This is a genomic window from Candidatus Methanoperedens sp. (genome assembly GCA_027460535.1).
In the GTDB taxonomy this organism is placed as follows: Archaea; Halobacteriota; Methanosarcinia; order Methanosarcinales; family Methanoperedenaceae; genus Methanoperedens.
Map to the genome: position 1 here is coordinate 39,813 of JAPZAR010000007.1, position 18,710 is coordinate 58,522.

The 18,710-nt window shown below is 44.7% G+C and carries 15 protein-coding genes; 6 read left to right on the forward strand and 9 right to left on the reverse strand.

Annotated features, from left to right (window positions below):
* Nucleotides 1–606: 606 nt before the first annotated feature.
* The 5 genes from O8C65_01845 to O8C65_01865 form a co-directional block, all read right to left on the reverse strand.
* Nucleotides 607–906, reverse strand: coding sequence for a hypothetical protein (locus O8C65_01845; protein ID MCZ7355652.1), 300 nt, complete (start codon nt 904–906; stop codon nt 607–609).
* A gap of 84 nt (nt 907–990) precedes the next feature.
* Nucleotides 991–2,493 carry a DUF4139 domain-containing protein gene (locus O8C65_01850; GenBank protein MCZ7355653.1) on the reverse strand — a complete coding sequence of 501 codons (1,503 nt, stop codon included), beginning with the start codon at nt 2,491–2,493 and terminating at the stop codon, nt 991–993.
* 171 nt (nt 2,494–2,664) lie between these two features.
* The gene (locus O8C65_01855; protein ID MCZ7355654.1) at nt 2,665–3,354 is read right to left on the reverse strand and encodes a class I SAM-dependent methyltransferase; all 690 of its coding nucleotides are present in this window, start codon (nt 3,352–3,354) and stop codon (nt 2,665–2,667) included.
* 50 nt (nt 3,355–3,404) lie between these two features.
* Nucleotides 3,405–3,560: a hypothetical protein gene (locus O8C65_01860; protein MCZ7355655.1), complete on the reverse strand. Its 156-nt coding sequence runs from the start codon at nt 3,558–3,560 to the stop codon at nt 3,405–3,407.
* 312 nt (nt 3,561–3,872) lie between these two features.
* Complete coding sequence (locus O8C65_01865) at nt 3,873–4,013, reverse strand: hypothetical protein (protein MCZ7355656.1); 141 nt, start codon at nt 4,011–4,013, stop codon at nt 3,873–3,875.
* Between the two features lie 42 nt (nt 4,014–4,055).
* Here O8C65_01865 and O8C65_01870 point away from each other — a divergent pair, with 42 nt between their 5' ends.
* Nucleotides 4,056–5,819, forward strand: a complete 1,764-nt coding sequence (locus O8C65_01870; GenBank protein ID MCZ7355657.1) for an ABC transporter substrate-binding protein — start codon at nt 4,056–4,058, stop codon at nt 5,817–5,819.
* Here O8C65_01870 and O8C65_01875 read toward each other — a convergent pair whose 3' ends face one another.
* A complete protein-coding gene (locus tag O8C65_01875) occupies nt 5,820–6,494 on the reverse strand; it encodes a hypothetical protein (protein MCZ7355658.1) in 675 nt (224 codons plus the stop codon).
* 245 nt (nt 6,495–6,739) lie between these two features.
* On the opposite strand from O8C65_01875, the gene O8C65_01880 reads away from it, so the two are divergent.
* Complete coding sequence (locus tag O8C65_01880; GenBank protein MCZ7355659.1) at nt 6,740–7,243, forward strand: hypothetical protein; 504 nt, start codon at nt 6,740–6,742, stop codon at nt 7,241–7,243.
* 73 nt (nt 7,244–7,316) lie between these two features.
* Nucleotides 7,317–7,913: a pyridoxal 5'-phosphate synthase glutaminase subunit PdxT gene (gene pdxT / locus O8C65_01885; GenBank protein ID MCZ7355660.1), complete on the forward strand. Its 597-nt coding sequence runs from the start codon at nt 7,317–7,319 to the stop codon at nt 7,911–7,913.
* Here pdxT and O8C65_01890 read toward each other — a convergent pair.
* Nucleotides 7,910–9,040: a hypothetical protein gene (locus tag O8C65_01890; GenBank protein ID MCZ7355661.1), complete on the reverse strand. Its 1,131-nt coding sequence runs from the start codon at nt 9,038–9,040 to the stop codon at nt 7,910–7,912. The two genes, pdxT and O8C65_01890, sit on opposite strands and share 4 nt — an antisense overlap.
* Before the next feature lie 111 nt (nt 9,041–9,151).
* Between O8C65_01890 and O8C65_01895 the strand changes: the two genes are divergently transcribed.
* From O8C65_01895 to O8C65_01905, 3 genes are all read left to right on the forward strand, one after another.
* Nucleotides 9,152–11,602: a bifunctional aconitate hydratase 2/2-methylisocitrate dehydratase gene (locus tag O8C65_01895; protein ID MCZ7355662.1), complete on the forward strand. Its 2,451-nt coding sequence runs from the start codon at nt 9,152–9,154 to the stop codon at nt 11,600–11,602.
* A 155-nt stretch (nt 11,603–11,757) separates the two neighbouring features.
* On the forward strand, nt 11,758–12,627 hold the full coding sequence (locus O8C65_01900) for a diadenylate cyclase (protein ID MCZ7355663.1): 870 nt from the start codon (nt 11,758–11,760) through the stop codon (nt 12,625–12,627).
* Nucleotides 12,627–13,316 (forward strand): DUF5803 family protein, encoded by a 690-nt coding sequence (locus tag O8C65_01905; GenBank protein MCZ7355664.1) that lies wholly within the window; start codon nt 12,627–12,629, stop codon nt 13,314–13,316. The genes O8C65_01900 and O8C65_01905 overlap by 1 nt, the downstream gene beginning before the upstream one ends.
* A gap of 53 nt (nt 13,317–13,369) precedes the next feature.
* Here O8C65_01905 and O8C65_01910 read toward each other — a convergent pair whose 3' ends face one another.
* Together O8C65_01910 and O8C65_01915 are read right to left on the reverse strand one after the other, a co-directional pair.
* On the reverse strand, nt 13,370–14,959 hold the full coding sequence (locus O8C65_01910; GenBank protein ID MCZ7355665.1) for a glutamate synthase-related protein: 1,590 nt from the start codon (nt 14,957–14,959) through the stop codon (nt 13,370–13,372).
* A 298-nt stretch (nt 14,960–15,257) separates the two neighbouring features.
* Complete coding sequence (locus O8C65_01915; GenBank protein ID MCZ7355666.1) at nt 15,258–18,710, reverse strand: S8 family serine peptidase; 3,453 nt, start codon at nt 18,708–18,710, stop codon at nt 15,258–15,260.

Below are 18,710 nucleotides of genomic sequence, written 5' to 3' on the forward strand. Positions count from 1 at the left end.
CGGTAGATTTTGTATAAAGATGGAAGATGAAAATACGAGCAGAAGGGATAGAGACGAAGATAGCAGGTTTCTTCCAAGTTTTCTCGAATAAAAAAAGGAAATGAGCACACTGATTAAAAAAGAAAAGCCAAAAAGCGGTATCGAGCGTGCTATGCCCAGTTCATAAGCCAGCGTGAAAAGTGTAAGAATTGTCATTCTAATCTACCAGACTAGCTATAGAAACAATAGAAGCATGATAAAACAATATACAGTCCTGTTAATAAAGTTAACAAAATCGTATAAGACACCCATATGCGATTTCTTAGAATTGACGCCGTCATCATGCCAGACGGAATAATTGGCACAAGTACTATAGCCGCATACATGCCAATATTTCCTATAATGCTTACCACGTTAATAGAATCCAGAATAACGATCGAAAACATAGAAAAGACAATCTGTTCAGCACGGCCATGAATGCAGCAACTCCTGAAATGACGACCAGCTTTCTTTTTTCATGAGAATGCGCCATTTCCCTGAGTTTTAGTCTCTCTTTAAATATCCACACAATTAATAGGATTATGGCAAGTATAAATAAAATAACCTGGTTTTGTGCATCCATCTATATCATTTTCTATCTTCATCATTCGAACGTAAACCTGGTTCAGTTATTTTCCCTATCGATTCCTGGTATCCTTCTTTGAACTTTTCAACAGATCCGTACAGGATAAGAATAAACCCGGCAGTTATCAGGAGACCTGATGCGACCACATATTCCTGGCTCAGGTCTGGCCTGTCCGGTCCTGGATATGTACCGCCGCTAAATATAGCCATCAAGAAATTCGGGATTGCGGCAATAATTGGAGTTATGACCAATGCTGTCCCGACTATCCTTACAGTGCGCGAACAATCATTTGATTTATCCATAATTTCATCATCCTAATTTTGAGACTAGAAGCAATCTTGCAATCATTGTTATTTTTGATATTTACTATTTCTTCAGATCCTTTGTCAATACCTGATCTCAGCGGTGTAAGCTATGTTTTTAGTACCATCCTTTGAAACGTTAACCTCGAATTCGATGGTGTAGGCATCTTTCTTTTTGTACTGCTCCGAAGATTTCGTTATCTTCCAGTTGCCATTGAGGTGCTCGATCACTGTTACATTAATATCCTCAGTCTTATGGTTCTTCAGTTCGATGCTGTAACTCTCCCTGTTCCCATTGCTACCAAGGCCTTCTACATTTGTCACAAGGCGATTGCCTACGATATCGAAGGCATTGCCCACAGCAATCCTTAATTTCTCATCCTTTGGCGTATGGTCGATGCTGTCCTCCCCTAAGAACTGTAGCTGGCCGTCAGTGTCAGCCTTATATGCCCTGACCACGCCCTTTGGTAGCGGCATGCCCAGGCCATTTTCTTTTGAGTTGGTAATGTTAAGCACTACCTTTACTTTCTCTCCATCCCTCGTGCCATCATAAGAATACTCTTTCCTCGCAGGTACATTATCCGCGCTGAGAAGAGAAATTTGTTTAATCTCATTGTTGTTCAGGGTCGTAGTTCGCTGCAGTGTATACAGGTGGTATTCAAAGAGTCCTTCTTCACTGAAACCTGATGGTGGTGCCCCTACCGCATAAGTGGCAGTAGCCCCCGCGTATACTTGAGGATAGTATTGTGGAACATAAACCCTGTTGATGTCTCCAGCCACCAGTTTAAGCTTTGCATCCGGATATGCCGTTCCCGCATTGTTCTCGATGGTGACCCATCCTTTGATGTTCGCCTTAGCGTCGTTCTGGTCTATGGTTGCGATGTAGTTTGCCTTCCAGTTCATCCCTTCCGTGAGATATGTTGTCTCGACTTCCCGGCTACCCGAGGTATCAGTGTATATCTGCCAGATAAGAGTGGGTTTTGTAAGAAGACCTGCTGCATCGGGATATTCAATTTTCTTTACATCATTGAGAACCACTACCCCTTTCTGGGTCAAAAGCGCTATGCCACCGGAGCGGCCAAGAAGCCTGCCTGTGAAAGACTCATTGTCGGATGTGACTGTTATATCTTTATCAAGATATTTATCCAGGAGTTTATCCGAGCTGACAAGGTCATATTCATAGTTCTGCTCAACGACCATAGTGTTCTCGCTTTTTGGGTCCCTGAACATCACGGATGTTGGGTCTATCTTGGAGGCGACATCGACGTATTTAATGACATTGTTGCCGCTGTTGAGCTCCATCGTCCTGTATTCTTTTACGAGAGCAAGATTCTGGTTATAAACCGTTAATTCGCTCCTTATCTTCTCCTCACCAGCCGCCTTTGCAAGGGAGAGGAGGGCGATTTTCGGCCCATCCTTTGAAACCACAGTTGCCGAACCTTCGATGTTATTCCAATTTTTTCCTTCCCGGCCGCTCCACACAACTGCAAGAGAAACCAGCAGCAATCCGATTATGATCAAAGAGATAATTTTACGAAGTTTCGCAGATTGTAGACCTAGATAGACGCACCTTATTTTTTCCAGCATTACACCACCATACACCTAAATCAAGATTGTAGTACTAATATTTTTCTGCCACCATTATTTACATGGCACTTATAAAATATTTTGTTAAACTACAAATGGGATCATAATTTCATACCAACAAATTATATTGAAACCACAATAATATTCTCACTTGCCGCAGTATATGGAAAATTAATGCTTCAGCTGCTGAGACCGCCTCTTTTTCCTGTCCTCAAGCGTTTTCTTGATCAGGTCATCAATATCGCTGTACTGCTTCCGCTCTCCATGAAAATGCTTATCCTCTGTCTCTTCGATCCTCTTCCCTGGTTTTTCAAAAACCAGCAGGTAATTATAAGGTCCCGCATCCGATTCTTCTTTGAGTTCAAAACCATTATCTTTGCAGATCGAAATAATTTCATCCGGGGTAAGCCGCTCTTCGACAGGCGGCCCGAAATCCATTTGCATTTTCTTCCAGTCGATGATCATCAGCTTTCCCCCGCTGAAAAGGATGCGTCTTCCTTCTCTCAATATGGCTTCCCTGTCTTCAAGTTCATGGAATACATTTACCATGAGCAGAACATGCGCGGAATTATCGGGCAGCGGGATGGAGGATTCTCCTGAAAGAATGGTCTCAATGTTCGTGATGTTCTCTTTTTTTATCTTATCACCGAGGCTATCCAGCATCTCCTGCTGGACATCGAGAGCAAACACCTTTTTGACCTTCATGGATGCGGGTATCGAAAAATAACCCGTTCCGCAGCCAAGATCGACAAGAATCATATCCCTGGTAAGCCTATCCAGAATGCTTTCGGGATTTAAAATCCGGATTCTATCCGGGCTGTCGAGTATTCCCGCATTCTGCGGATTGAATTTATGAGCCATCCACATGAATAAGATTTATTATAATAGCTTGATGGATTTAAAAATGATTTCTAAACTTTTTTGATGTTGGTCGATTCACATGACGGACAGCATATCTTTTTCCCCAGCCCTTTGAATCTGGTATTGCAGTCAATGCATTTGTACTGGATTGCACTTATTTCTTCCGGGTCGATGTCCACACTCGCGGAGGTATCTACAAAACACATAGTTCTCACCTCGTTGATAATCAATGATTTTTCATGCTCTTAATGCTTTTGACTGCATGGGAATTGAAAATGACAAAAACTGAAAGTTAATTATCCGCCGGACTTCATTCGGTCGTATCCATCAGGTAAATATATGCGTTGGTTGAATAATGTCTGCATACGGACCAATGTGAATTTTATGCGCGTTCGAAGATTCGGTCGTAGATCAAAATGGTTATTGAAATATGTGAAGACATTATAAAAAAAACGTATAGATGTAAAAAAAACTTTTCCTGTTTGTCCGGTGAAAGGACCGACCTCTGCCAGGTGGAGTCATGCATAAACGGCGAGATAATATTCCTTAAATGCATGTACACGAGCCTCTGCAGCTACCAGATACCTTTTGGATATTCTTCCGTGTGCACCTGCCCTGTCAGAAAAGAACTCTATAATCGCTATAAAATCTGAACCCATGGCAAAATTAATGTAGTTTTGATTTAATAGATGACTGGAAAAATGAAGGTAACTAGAAGGAAGTTTGTGGGAATGTGCGCGAAGGCAGGCATTCTGGCTTCAGGTATCGGGCTTGCAGGATGTCTTCAAAAACCACCGATTGAGCTGAATGCTACAGCTGCCCCAAAGCTCAAAGGTAATTTCATCGACGGGGCATCGGGCGGGGATGCAGAGACTGTTAACTGGATACTGGCCGGAGATGCCACTTCTTTTAGTTATATAGGCCTCACTATGGATGGGCTTGGAACTTACGACAACAAGTTCAATTTCCTGCTCAGGTGGCTTAAAAAAGATGTTGAAGTCTCGGATGATGGTCTGATTTATACGCTGACGATCAGGGATGACCTTGAATGGAGCGACGGAAATCAGGTGACTTCGGATGACTTTGTCTATACCATGAAGAACCTGATGTTCGCTGACTGGATGGCATATACCTATGCGGGAGACTGGCAGGAAGAAGTGGATGGTAAGAATGTTTTCATAATGCCAAGAATCGAGAATGAGACAACTTTCAGCATCACAAGGAAAACCGCATACCCGGAATTTCTATACACTGTATATGGTTTATTGGCGTATCCGAAACATATCGTATCAAAATATGCAGGTAATATTAAAGAATTTACGCAGGCATCTGAACTTAATAATCTCTCATATACGGGGAATTTAGGGCCTTACCGTTTTAAGGAATGGATACGAAGTGATAAATTTGTAGCTGAGCGAAATCCTGACTATTATCTGGGCAAGGATGAGGGCGAACCGTATTTTGAGACTTACACTGTAAAGCTTTTTGGCACATCTGCAGCAAGACATGCTGCCATGGAAGCCGGTGATGTTACTTCTACATTAATTGAACCTGAACAGGCAAGGAAATTTAAGGAGATGAAAGGCATAGCAGTCTATACAGTTCCGACAAAACAATACCAGATAATGCAGTACAATATGCGGGATAATGGTTGGCCTGGGTTGAAAGACAAAAGGATAAGGCAGGCCATTTCAATGGCTGTAAGCAAAGACGCAATAATCAACCAAATACGCCTAGGTTTTGGTGAGCCAGCATTCAGTTTTATACCGGAAGTCTCCCCATGGTATGCCGAAGATGGCCTCATGAAATTTGGAGTCGGAGACCTTTATGATAAGAATAAATCCAGAGAACTTTTCCTTGAAGCAGGTTACGGCGTAAAAAAAGAAGGAAAGATTGAATTGCGAAATAAAGATGGAAGCCAGATAAATTTAAAACTCGTGACCAATACCGGAAGCAAAGTGGCTGAATCTACGGCTTTCCTTGTCAAACAAGAACTTGGAGAGCTGGGAATAGATGTTGAAATTAAGCTTGTCCCATGGGAAACCGAGCTTCGGAAATATTTCATGACCAAAGTACCAGGAAGTGATCAGGAGCCAAGACCTAATAACGGGCCAAAGGCCATAAGCGAGGAGACTTGGGATTTCATTTTATCTGGTCAAGGAGTTGACCCACTTGCGCCTTCTAATAGTTGGGTCTGGTTTTCTTCGAATGGCGGTCAAAATAGCTATGGTTATTCAAATAAGAAAATTGATGATTTGTTTGCGAAAGTCCGCACTAAGGAAGCACTTGGAAAAGATGTCAGGAAGGAGATATATAACGAAATATCCCGCATATTATCAGAGGATCAGCCTGTCAACTTTATGAATTTTCCTACAATGAATTATGCTTATGACTCCAGAGTGAAAGGAATTGACCCTGGTATATCCATAGGTTATAATTATAATGAATGGTACTTTAAGTCTTGACTACTGATGCTTCTTTCGCCTGTATGCTATCCCGAACTTGACCAGGGCATCTTCAAGATCAGGAAACGAATAAGGAAGTTTTTCCTTTTTCAAAAGGCCTTCAAGTTCTCTGAGGATCTTTAACCTTTCATTTTCATTCTTTCCCTCCAATCCGGTCAATCCCAGAGCGCGTGCCGCTGAAATCATGACATCGACCGGCAGGGGTTCAGCTTTTTTCCATATCCCTCGAAGTTCCCTGAGGAAAATGTTCACGGTCACAGGGCCCACTCCCTTGAACTCCATGAGTCTTGATTCCAAATCCCTTGGATCCAGGGCTTCTTCATGCAGGCGGTTCAGGTCTCCGCCATATCTTTTATTCAGCATCTCCGAAATCTCCAGAAGTTTTGTCGCGGTCTTAAAGTCATAGCGCACATAACCGCCTGCGTCCAGGATTACCACAAGACCGTTCCAGCCTGTACTGAGAATGGCTTCAGGTGTGAGCACGTTCTGCCTTTGAAATTCGCGATAAGTTTGCATAGCTGCCTCCTGCCGTATCCTGGCACCGAAAAGGATCGAAGCAAGGAACCATTTGAATATCTCCTCTGACCTCTCCGAGTCAATATCAATGCCAAGCCTGGCAGAGAATCTGCCTCCCCACTCTTCCATGAGCCGGACGATACGATCCTTCTTGCTCATTGCTTTACCATTATCCTCAGATCTGATTAGGTTATCGAAAAATATTTCTTCCCATCATAGCAGCATGGTTTGAATAAAATCGAAAAACTTACACGATCATAAGAAAAACCTGATAAAATATCATCCACGTTTATAGCATTAGTGAAACCGGGATGATTTTCTTTTTGCCCTGATTTCATCCCTGGATATTTCAGAACCTATCCATAGATAGGCTTATGATACATGTGACAATTATTTGACTGCTTATGCTAAAGGATGTCAAGGAAACTGCCTCATGGAAAAGGAGTAAAGGAGAGTTCTCAGTTATCGAAGTTCCGGCTATCATAGTGAGTATCAAGACCTTTGTGGATTTACAGAAGAGTGCTGAAAAGATATTAGGCTTTGATGGTGCAGCTGTGCTCTTTTACGAAGCCGGGAAAAACGCAGGTGAACGCTGGATAAATCGATTTTCCACGGACTGGGGTTTGAAGAATGAAAAGTTCATTGAGGCAGTTCAGAACTTCTACGCCGAACTTGGATGGGGCAAGTTTAATATTGATGATAGTGACGATGAGATTGTGATAAGGGTCGAGAACTCATTCATTGCAAGAGGTTACGGGAATTCGAAGGTCGAAGTCTGTCATTTTTTAAGAGGTTACAACGCAGGTCTTGCAGAGGTACTGAAATGCAGGACCATTGATGCGGAGGAAGTAAAGTGTGCCGCGAAAGGAGATAACTTCTGCGAGTTTGTGATGAAATGTGTGGACTGATTAATGAGGACTTTTTCATCAAGTCATGGAAACCAGCTATAAAGTTTATATTATCCTCCAATAAGTTAGAAGCATGCGTATCGGTGTTATTGCGATCCAGGGAAACGTGGAAGAGCACGTCAGCGCAATCATGGAAGCTTCGAAGCAGGCAAAAAGAAAAGTAGAGGTCATAAAGATAAAACACAAAGGATCAGTTCCAGCATGCGATGCCCTCATTATCCCCGGAGGGGAGAGCACAACTATTGGCAGGCTTATGGAGCGGGAAGGGATATCCTCGGAGATAAAAAAGGCGGCTCATGCCGGAATCCCTATAATGGGAACATGTGCGGGACTTGTATTGCTTGCAAAACTGGGTGATGAACAGGTAGAAAAGACAAAGCAGAATCTTCTCGGTCTGATGGATACAAGAATTTGCAGGAACGCTTTCGGGAGGCAGAGAGAGTCGTTTGAAGCTCTGGTTGAGTTTAAAGGCCTTGATTCACCATTCAATGCGATTTTCATAAGGGCCCCCTGTATCACAGAAGCTGGCAAAGATGTGGAAATCCTGTCAAAACACAACGGTATAATCGTTGCTGCAAGGCAGAAAAATATAATTGCTCTGGCGTTTCATCCCGAATTGGCAGGAGATCTGAGAATACACCATTATTTTTTGAAAATGATGGATAGCTAACTGAGCTTTTCTATCTTGGAGTCCAGCTTTTTAATTTTCCCCTGGTAGGATTTCTTCAAGTCTTCGTATTCTTCATCCATCAAGTTTCCTGATGTGTAGTCCTTATTCAACATGTCGAGTTTTGAGGTTATCTCATTTTTTTCATCCAGCAATTCGTCTTTTGTTTTTCCTGTGAGTTCTTCATCTTCCCCGATTTCTTCGGCAGGAATTTCCCTTGTCTCTTCGATGACTTCCTCTTCGCTGCTCTTCTCCTCCCTCTTCAGCGAATTTCTTATTTTCTCTTCAAATGCCCGGATCTTTTCACTATTTTTCCGAAGCACTGGATATGAAAGAGCAAGCAGGATAATGATCCCAAGGATCACGTACACTGCCAGACTTCCTGAGGAAGCAATGGCGGATCTTGAGATTTCCACATTTATTTCTTTGAATACGGGAGAATAAAACCTGTTTATGACGGAATTGCCATCCTCTGTTACCTCCGAAGGACTGATCTTATTTCCATTTTCATCCTGGAATGAAACCGAACTCCCTTCAGGTTTCATCACTTTGATTACGATAGCTGGCAGATCCGGCCTTTGACCATATTTATAATTTATCAATGTTGGATATGCCAGCATCTTGGAATATTTTTCAACATAAGAGAGCGTTCCTCCCGGTGTCTGATCAACTTTGTATTCCACCACGTACAGGAAGGGCAGCCGGCTATTTTGCTCGATAAAATCCTGCCAGCTTATGATATTTCCTTTCATGTCAAAAGGAAGCGGCATGAGCCCTCCTCCGGTCATCATTTCAGATCTCCCCACAGCGATTCCAGATGATCCATCCGGGATCCAGGTCCGCAGATTTCCCGAAAAATTCTCAGCGCCGTTGTTCCTGAATATCAATGTTTCCCGGACGGATAATTTATTTTCCGATTGGAAACTGACTGCATCAAGTTCTATGAGATGCTGCACTAACACGATATCCTGATCGGATTGTGTGGTATTGGCCAGGTCTATTATCTGGCCCTGTTGTGAATTGTTATCAACAGGTGATGTTGAATTTTGTACCATTCCAGGAAATCCGTAGGCTGTGCTTATCAAAAAAGTGATCAAAAATATTGAAAGAATGTATCGTGTCTTTTTCATGTATTCACTTCTGTTTAATAAGTATTTGTGTAGATAAATTTTGTTATTATAACACCGGTTAACGTTAAATTAATAGAACAGGACAGCACTCTTGAGGCAAGTGATTCCCAAATGCTTGAAGCTTATCTGCAACATATTGCGAAAAGGCAGGAACTGGGCATTCCCCCCTTGCCTTTAAATGCCGAACAGGCCAGGGCTCTTTCAAATCTGGTTTTTGATCCCCCATCCGGATATGAAAAACTTGTATTAAAACTGCTTAAGGATAACATTCCTCCAGGCGTAGATCCCGCAGCGCTTGAAAAAGCAAAACTTTTGAGACTCATTGCACTGGGCGAGCGGCGATCAGTGATAGTCTCTCCCCGAGATGCCGTTGAGATGCTGGGCATGATGAAGGGTGGATACAATCTTGAGACGCTTATCGAATTGCTCGAGGATGATGAACTCGGCGAAACAGCGGCTCTTGCTCTCTCCAACACGATCCTTGTGTTTGGGTTCTTTGATAAAATAAAGGAGCTTTCGCATACGAATAACCGCGCCATGAAGGTTCTAGAGAGCTGGGCAAGGGCAGACTGGTTCATGTGTAAATCCGGATTTCCTGACTTTTTTAAGGTAACGGTATTCAAGGTGCAGGGCGAGGTCAATACAGATGATCTTTCTCCCGCATCGCACGCGGGCACGCGCCCCGACATACCCCTTCATGCCCTTTCCATGCTTGAATCCCTTTATCCGAAAGCGCTTCCGGAAATAAGTGAACTCAAAAAGAAGGGGCACCCTGTGGCTTTTGTTGCTGACGTTGTTGGAACAGGAAGCAGCAGGAAATCGGCCATGAACTCTCTTCTTTGGTGGATCGGCAAGGATATTCCCGGGGTCCCGAACAAAAGAAACGGAGGGGTGATAATCGGAGGCCAGATAGCCCCGATTTTCTTTAACACGGCGCGCGACAGCGGCGCCATTCCAATAAGGTGCGAGGTGTCGGCATTGAAAACCGGCATGGTGATCACGATTGATTTTTCGAAGGGGAGGATACTTGATGAAAAATCGCAAGAGATCGTAAAATTTAATCTTGAGCCGGAGACACTGCCCGATGAATACAGGGCAGGGGGGAGGCTTGCGCTGATAATTGGAAAGGACCTGACCCGGAAGGCACAGGAAGCGACAGGAAAGCTATACGAGGTGTTCATTAAACCCAAGGAACCTGAGCCCTCAGAAAAAGGTTACACCCTTGCCCAGAAAATCGTGGGCAGGGCATGCGGACTGGATGGTGTTCGGCCTGGTCAATCATGTCTCCCCAAGATCACAACCGTAGGTTCCCAGGACACTACAGGCCCCATGACCGCAGATGAGATAATGGAGCTTGTCTGCCTCGAATTCGAAGCACCTTTAGTCATGCAGTCCTTCTGCCATACCGCAGCCTACCCCACACAGGAGGACAGGATGATGCACATTGAACTTGCCCGATTTTTCAGGGAAAGGGGCGGCGTTGTGCTGAGACCCGGGGACGGAATTATCCATTCCTGGCTGAACCGGATGATCCTTCCTGACACCGTGGGGACGGGAGGCGATAGTCACACCCGTTTCCCGATAGGGATATCTTTTCCCGCTGGAAGCGGTCTTGTGGCATTTGCCGCTGCTCTTGGCATAATGCCACTGGATATGCCCCAAAGTGTGCTTGTCCGGTTCAGGGGAAAACTCAGGAAAGGTATTTTTCTGCGCGATGCCGTCAATGCCATACCGTATTTTGCAGAAAAGCATGGGAAACTTACGATAGAAAAAAAGAATAAAAAGAATGTCTTCAATGGCAGGATAATTGAGATGGAAGGTATTCCCGATCTCACTGTGGAGCAGGCATTTGAACTCACGGATGCCTCCGCCGAGCGCTCAGCCGAAGCTGCAGTAATAGCCCTGTCAAAAGAGCAGGTTTCCCGATTCCTGAGAACCGATATTTCCATTCTAGGATCGCTCTTGAGCGAGGGGTACACATCGGCAGCACTGGAGAAGAGGATTCTTGCGATGGAGGAGTGGCTGACCAATCCGGTTCTTTTGGAGAAAGATGCGGATGCAGAGTACGCAGATATCCTGGAAATCGACCTGTCTGAGATAATCGAACCCCTTATCGCATGTCCCAACGACCCGGATCACATAAAACCTCTCTCAAAGGTCGGGGGGGAAAAAATCGACGAGGTTTTCATAGGTTCATGTATGACCGGTCTTGATCATTTCCAGAAAGCAGCCGCATTGATCTACAGGGAGGGTAGGATTTCATCAAAACTGTGGATAGCCCCGCCAACAAGGCTCGTTGAAAAGCGGCTGAAAGAGAATGGAGATTATGAGAGATTGAAAGGACTCGGGGCGAGGATGGAGATCCCTGGATGCAGCCTGTGCATGGGCAATCAGGCAAGAGTGGCTGATAATTCAGTCGTGTTCTCAACGAGCACCCGCAACTTTGACAACCGTATGGGTAAGAATGCAAAGGTTTATCTCGGGTCAGCGGAACTTGCCGCAATAACCGCTGCGCTTGGAAGGATTCCTTCACCTGGGGAGTATTTCGACCTGTTAAAATAGATAATAATATTTTAATAGTTATCTTGTATCAACTTAAACTATATATAAGAGTAATAATTAATTATATATTAATATTTATGGAGACCGTGGTATCGAGCAGTGCTGCTCTTCAACGCAAGATAAAAATTCAAAATGGTCTTTCTAAAAGTCGAAATATGGCATACGGCAAAAGGGATATCTCATTGATAACAGGTGCGGCTTTTGAATTAGCCGATAAACTCAATGCTTCAGCCATTATTACCTTTTCTGAGGAGATCCCTAAAGTTCCCGCCCATATCCCCGTGCTTGTTTTTACCGGTCGAAAGTTGACAATGGTAAATGAGTTTACAAGGTGTATTGAGGAAAACGATAAAAATATTTATGAGAGGATGCAGGACAGGACAAAAAGCGCCGCTGAAGATGTGAGCGACGCGAGCGTGATCGCTTTTATCAATAATCTACTCGACACCAAAGGTTTAGTCGTTGGAATTACAAGGATGAAAGACAACGATTCTATAATAATCTACGATCTCTCAACAAACAAGGCAATGAAAAAACTCATGGAATGTACAGAAAGTGCAGAGGCTCCGGTGTTGCGTGCTGTCTTGAATGTCTCTCTTCAGATAGCCTTCCAGGGAAGGGAAGGCAAGCCCTTCGGATCCGCTTTTATAATTGGTGATTCAGATGAGGTCTTGCGGCGTTCACATCAACTTGTGCTCAATCCTTTTGAGGGACAGTCAAAAGATAACTGCGACATAGTCAACCCCAAAAGCTGGGAAACTGTTAAAAGTTTTGCCCAGTTGGATGGAGTTTTTGTGATCACGGGGGCTGGAATAATCCGGGCGGCAGGGAGATATCTTGATATCAATGCAAAGGACCTTCCGGTCGAAAAAGGTTTAGGGGGAAGACATGCTTCCGCAGCGGCCATCACGCGGGATACTGAAACGATAGCGATAACGGTTTCTACCAGCGGAGGTATTATCAGGGTCTTCAAGGATGGAATGGAAATGGTTAAGATTGAACCGGACATCATGCTGATACAGTGATGAAGTCTCGTTTGATCATGATTTTGCTTGCCGTTCTTTTCGCAGGATGCGTTAACCCGGAGTTCAAGGCCGGAACCCCTGGCGAATATGAACTCCCCGGCCTCAACAATACAACTATTTTTTATGCAAACATTTCATCAGTGCAGGTTGTGGATAATGTGATCAACGTAACATCGGTCAGATTCCCCATCGGGGAAACCGGCGAAATGACCTTCGAAAATCCTGTTGCAGTGGATTATTCAGGGAAGAACATCAGTTTTAATGTCTCAAAGGAAACCATCCTTGGACGGAGTTATGCAAATTTTGATTTCAAATATCCTTTCTCAGGATTCGTGGCATTTTCCCAGCCCGATGGCCAGGATTTCACACGCATGCTCACAAAAAATGGAAGCGTCCGCATCGTCCTGCCAGTGAATTACACCACAGGTTCAAGGTTCCTTGGTATTGCATATCCAGAACCGGATAACATCACCCGGGATGCATCGGGAAGGGAGGTGCTTATCTGGAAAAATCCGTATCCCGAGCATACATCAATATCTGTAAAGTATTACGATAAAACTGCTCCAGCAATGCTTATCTATCTTTTTGTTCTCCTTATCCTGGCAGCGACAATGGCTATGGGTTATAATTATCTGACCCTTCGTTCCCTGAAGAAAAAACGCGAACGTATGGAAAAGGGTATTAAGTAACCTTATTTAAAAAAGAAAAAAATGGCTTGCCTAGGGCAAGCATTTCATCCTGTTCATTCATCGAGTATTGCTTCTGCGGTCTCTCGGTATGCGTTCATCACATAAGGTATACCTGAGATTTTTGAGGCTTCCTCGGTAAGTGCCATGACATCCTGGCGCCCGATAGCAGAGACCCTGAACCTTCGTGAGCCTGCCATGAGCTGCTGCAATCCTGTCCTGAACTTCTGTGCATAGGTGTAAACGCCAACTGCTCCCAGCGGGATGTTCTTTATGTCGTTCCCGAAGCGCTGGGCAAGTTCCTCATAGCAAACGAATATCTCCTCTGGCCTGGATCCGAACTCTGAAACCGTCTTTGGCAGGTCTCCGTCCTTTATCCATTGACCGATGTTCTTGCCTACGAACCCGGGTATCATCAATGCCCTTCCCATGCATGCGGCCTTAAAGTATGGCGCGCCCATTGCGAGTGCTTTGTACACGCCGTCCTCGCTTGAGAACCCTCCCGCCATGGCAAGGTCTGGTACTCTCATTCCCTTTTTGCTCAATTTTTCTGCGAACTCATACATCAGCGACTGGAAATAAAACGTCGGAATGCCCCACTCTTCCATCATTGGCCATGGACTCATGCCCGTTCCTCCCGGCGCGCCGTCGCATGTCAGGAGGTCTATTTTCGCCTCCGAGCAGTATTTCATTGCCATTGCGGCTTCTACCATGGAATAAGCACCTGTCTTCAATGTGACCCGCTTGAATCCCAGGTCGCGGAGACGGTCAACCTCTGCAAAGAAACCTTCTTTTGTGACAAAGCCAAGCCTGGAATGGCGCTCGAACTCTTTTATAGCCCCATCTTTATAAGCTGTTTTTATGGCAGGCTCTTCGGGGTCTGGTGTAACGATATATCCTCTTTTCTTAAGTTCTACTGCCCGTTCTATTGTATTTACCTTTATCTCACCGCCGATGCATTTTGCACCCTGGCCCCATTTGAGCTCTATTGTATCCAGGTCATGCTTGGATGAGACATATTCAGCCACGCCGAGCCTTGTATCTTCAACGTTCATCTGAACGAGGATCTCACCAAAACCTTCATGATATTTCTTGTATGTGGTGATCCTCCGATCCATCTCTGGTGATTTTTTTATCTTGTGGCTGCTGTCAAGTACAAGTCCGGGATCGATGCCACACACGTTCTCTCCGCACACAAGCGTGATACCCGAGATCGCCGCGCCTACTGCAAAGTGTTCCCAGTTCTTTCTTGCGATTTCAGTCGAACCGAGGGCACCTGTGAAGATCGGCAGTTTCATGCGAACCTTCTTGTCCCAGCCGTATTCGGTCTCCGTGTCCACTCTCGGGAAGATCGCAGTATCAGGATTTGCTTCCTCGCCTTCAGGAAGTCCCCATGCTCCTACTGCATAGCCCTGTATGTTCAGATGCGAGTAATCTACCGGGTAGTTTTTGTCTGCGCCCGCAGTTATTGTCCCGAAGGGACCCGGATATATGACTTCGCGTCCCCGGAACGAGGATTTGAATATCTCGCAGTTCCCGCGGCATCCGTCTAAACACCGGGTGCATATCCCTGACATGGGAGAGACACTCTTTGAGCGATTATAGGTTTGCGTCGCCTCATTCGCATTTGGTTGTCTAAGATTCATGTTGCCTCCTGATTGAAAGAAGTATCTATGGTTGCTCTTCTTCTACATTGTAAACAAGTTGTGCGTGGTTGGTCACGCTCGGAAGCGGAAGGTAGCTTCCTTTATTTAAATATTGCGAAATCGATTCCAGGAAAAATTATGCGCTTCTCATCATTGGTTACTTTTGTATGCTCTTGGTCAATGTGAAGATAATTTTCAGCAGGTTCAAAGTTTGTTTGTTTGCTTTATTTCTTCCACAGCATTAATAAAATCCTCAAATTCCAATACAAATTAGAATGATTGCATTTCGAACCGTGGTTTATTTTCTTCTTGACAGTAGCGCTGAAAATGTCGATGCAATAGCCAGGATGATGTCAAATCCCGGTATACCCTTGTCAATCGGAAGGGCAGCAGAAGGTGCGGTTGATGTGGCTGAAATTACCGGTTTGGCAGGGGTTATAGATGATACAGCTTCACCTTTCAATCCAGTTATTGCAAATGGCGAGAAGGCGTTCGTTTTTGCCTCGTAATATGTATACATATTGTCTTTAGTGATCTCTGCTGTTTCCAGCTGATCCCATTTGCTCCCGTCCCACCTCATGAGTCTGATATACGTGTCTGCGTTCTCGCTGATCCATGAATTCTCGACCCTGAACCTTATTATTGCCTCCTTTATATTCTTCGGAACGGCAAACATGTATGTTCCAACCCAGATATTGATGTTCTTGTAGACTAAACCCGACGCAGGGTTTCTCACGAGCGTGGACGTGTTCCGTAGAACTTCGACCGCCGCATTGATCTCCCCGGCACTGATATTACCCGTTATGTTGAGAAACATTATCGGATTGCTCCCATTGGTGAAAGCATAGGGCGTCACCATATCCTTAAAAATGAACAGGTCGTAATTCTCCTTCACCACGATATTCTTGAAGTCTTCACCCGAAGGGCCCCCTCCACCGCCACCTCCCCCACCGCCACCGCCGCCCGAGGATTTCTGTTGGGGTGGAACGAATATTTCTCCAGCAATCGCAAACTCGCTTAATGTCGTCAGGTTCGCCCACACGAAATTATTTACGGTATCTACACCCGCATCGTTCACATAGGGGTAAGATCCAGCGCCAGAGAGTTTATCCCAACTCGATGATGTAATATTCCATCTATATAATCGAAGTGAACTCTCAACAAAAGAACTTATCTCGGTATCAGTATAATTTACGCTGATGACCACATAGGACAGGTTGCTTTTTATGCTGTCACTTGCGTTTATATATACATATATGCCGGGATTTGTGATATTCAGTTCCTCCGAGGTAATATTTACTCGGGATTGGGAGATGTTTATTGCGCCATCGCTTGTGTTATTGGTGAACAAACGCAGGGTGGTGTTGGACAGGGGAGCACTGACAACTGTTGAATTATTTGCCTGAGCAACCACACTTACATTATTTGTAATGAATGCAGTAGCAAATTGTATTCTTTGAGTGCTGTTTGTATTCCCTGTGGTATCGTTTGCGAGTATGGTTACATTGAAGCGACCGTATTGTGCTGTATCGGTGAAATTATAATAGAATAAACTGCCACCACCCACGTTCATGCCATAATTTATTGAAGAACCGTTTGGATACGTCACCCGTGCAAACACTTCACTTTGATTCACAGGCGACACTGTATCGAGCGAGGTGATATTAGCCGAGATATTTGTAAAGCTGCTTACGTTTATGAACTGAGATGACACAATGACATCAGTTACTGATGGTGGTGTGTTGTCAATGGAAACATTGATTTGCACACTGTTATTTATGTTTCCTGCATTGTCAAAGAAGGTCACATTCAATGAATAATTGCCGTCGGGTACGAATTTGTCAAAGGTTACATTGCTCTTCCAGAAACCGGATAAATTGGTGAGTTCGATAATTCCCGTATTATTAATAATGGATGCATTTACGGATCCATTCCTCAATCCTGCTAAATTATCTGAGGCTGAAACATTGCACTTTATGATGCTGCCGTTGTTTGCAGCGTTTCCTCGCTGATAGGATGCGGGGTTTATGTGAACTTGAGGTGGCGTATTGTCCACGATCACGGAGAGCTGCACGCTATTGTTCACATTGCTCACATTATCGTAGGCTGTAATATTGAGAAGATAGAAGCTGTCGCTTGTATTGATAATGACACTGCTGTTTATCCAGAATCCCAAAACGTTTGCGAGGAAAACAGTTGCAATGGATGAATTAAGTGGAAAGGCATTTACGCTGGCGTTCCTGATGCCAAAGCCCATATCTCTTATTGTGCCATTGAGGGTGATGACCGTGCCGTTCCTGGCTGCACCCAGTCCCCCCTGGTATCCAGTGGGGTTTGCGGTTACAATGGGTGGAGATGTGACCGCAGCATAAGCATCGATCCTGCCGGCGCCGTAGTCATTGTCCTTTCCGGGGCTGCCAACGTCCACAGATGTGTTTTCAAGGATGGATTTTACCTGGGCCGGTGAAAGTGTTGAACCGACTCTTCGTGCGGTCTGCAGTATGAGCGCAGCAGTGCCAGAAACATGTGGAGTTGCCATGGAGGTGCCTGAATAAGCGTTTGTGTATCCAGATGAGTTTAGACGAAGTGAGTTAATACTTACACCCGGTGCGCTGACGTCTGGTTTTGTTAAAACTTCTCCATCGACGGTAATCGGCCCTCTGCTGCTGAAATATGCAATTACGTCAGAACCATCCACAGCCCCGACGGCAATTACATTTTTTTCGCCTGCAGGAAAGTTTATAGTGTCAGCAGAAGGACCATCATTTCCAGCGGCTGCAACAACCACCACGCCTGAGCTTATTGCATTATTAACCGCTGTGGTTATTACCGGATCGCGATCGCCCCCAAGAGAGAGGCTGATTATATTGGCCCCATTATCCACAGACCACTGGATAGCGTTTATTATATAGCTTACATTGCATCCCCCTGCGCTGTCACAAACTTTTGCGGCAAGGATGCTTACGTTAGGAGCAACACCCGTAGTCGTTCCAGCGCTCCCGTTTCCTCCGACAGTGCCGGCGACATGCGTCCCGTGGCCGTTATCGTCATAAGGTGAAACACCGCCATTCACATAATCCACCCATTTCAAAACCCGCCCTGCGATGTCCGGGTGTGAAGCGTACACCCCGGTATCGATAACTGAAACATTTATGCCGCTGCCGTCAATCCCGAGCCCCCAGACCTTCGTGGCATTTATGCGGGTTATATTAGGGGTTGCATTATCAATCTGCCCCTGTGAAACAAGGGCTGAGTAATTCTCCAATATATAATATTCATGATCAGGCTCTATGAAAGCCACGTCATCCCATTGTGAGATTTCCTCGATAACTTCAGGCGTCAATTCTGCAGCCATGGCATTCGCTATCCAGAGCTGTTTTATTTTATCTGCATTCCCCCCCTTTTTTTCTTGTTCCAATGCGAAGGCAAGTTTTTGCTGGCTGCCTGATGCATGGCTCTTTAGCGAAGAGACCATATTCTCTTTAGAAAGGGAATTAAATGAAGTGTTATCCTTCAGAATTATTATCACGGGAACATGCTCCCCTGAAGACATCCTGATTTTGATTTCAGGAGATATTTTATCGGGGGAAGCTATGGAATTTGCCACAAGCATGCTGAACACGACTGTGACAAGCAGAACCCCTGTCGCGAATCTCAAAAATCCTTTCACCTTTTTCGACTGCGTTAAACCGGCCTTTGGCTTAATTGTATGTATATTATAAAAGCTCATGCTACCAGAATTATTTTTCAT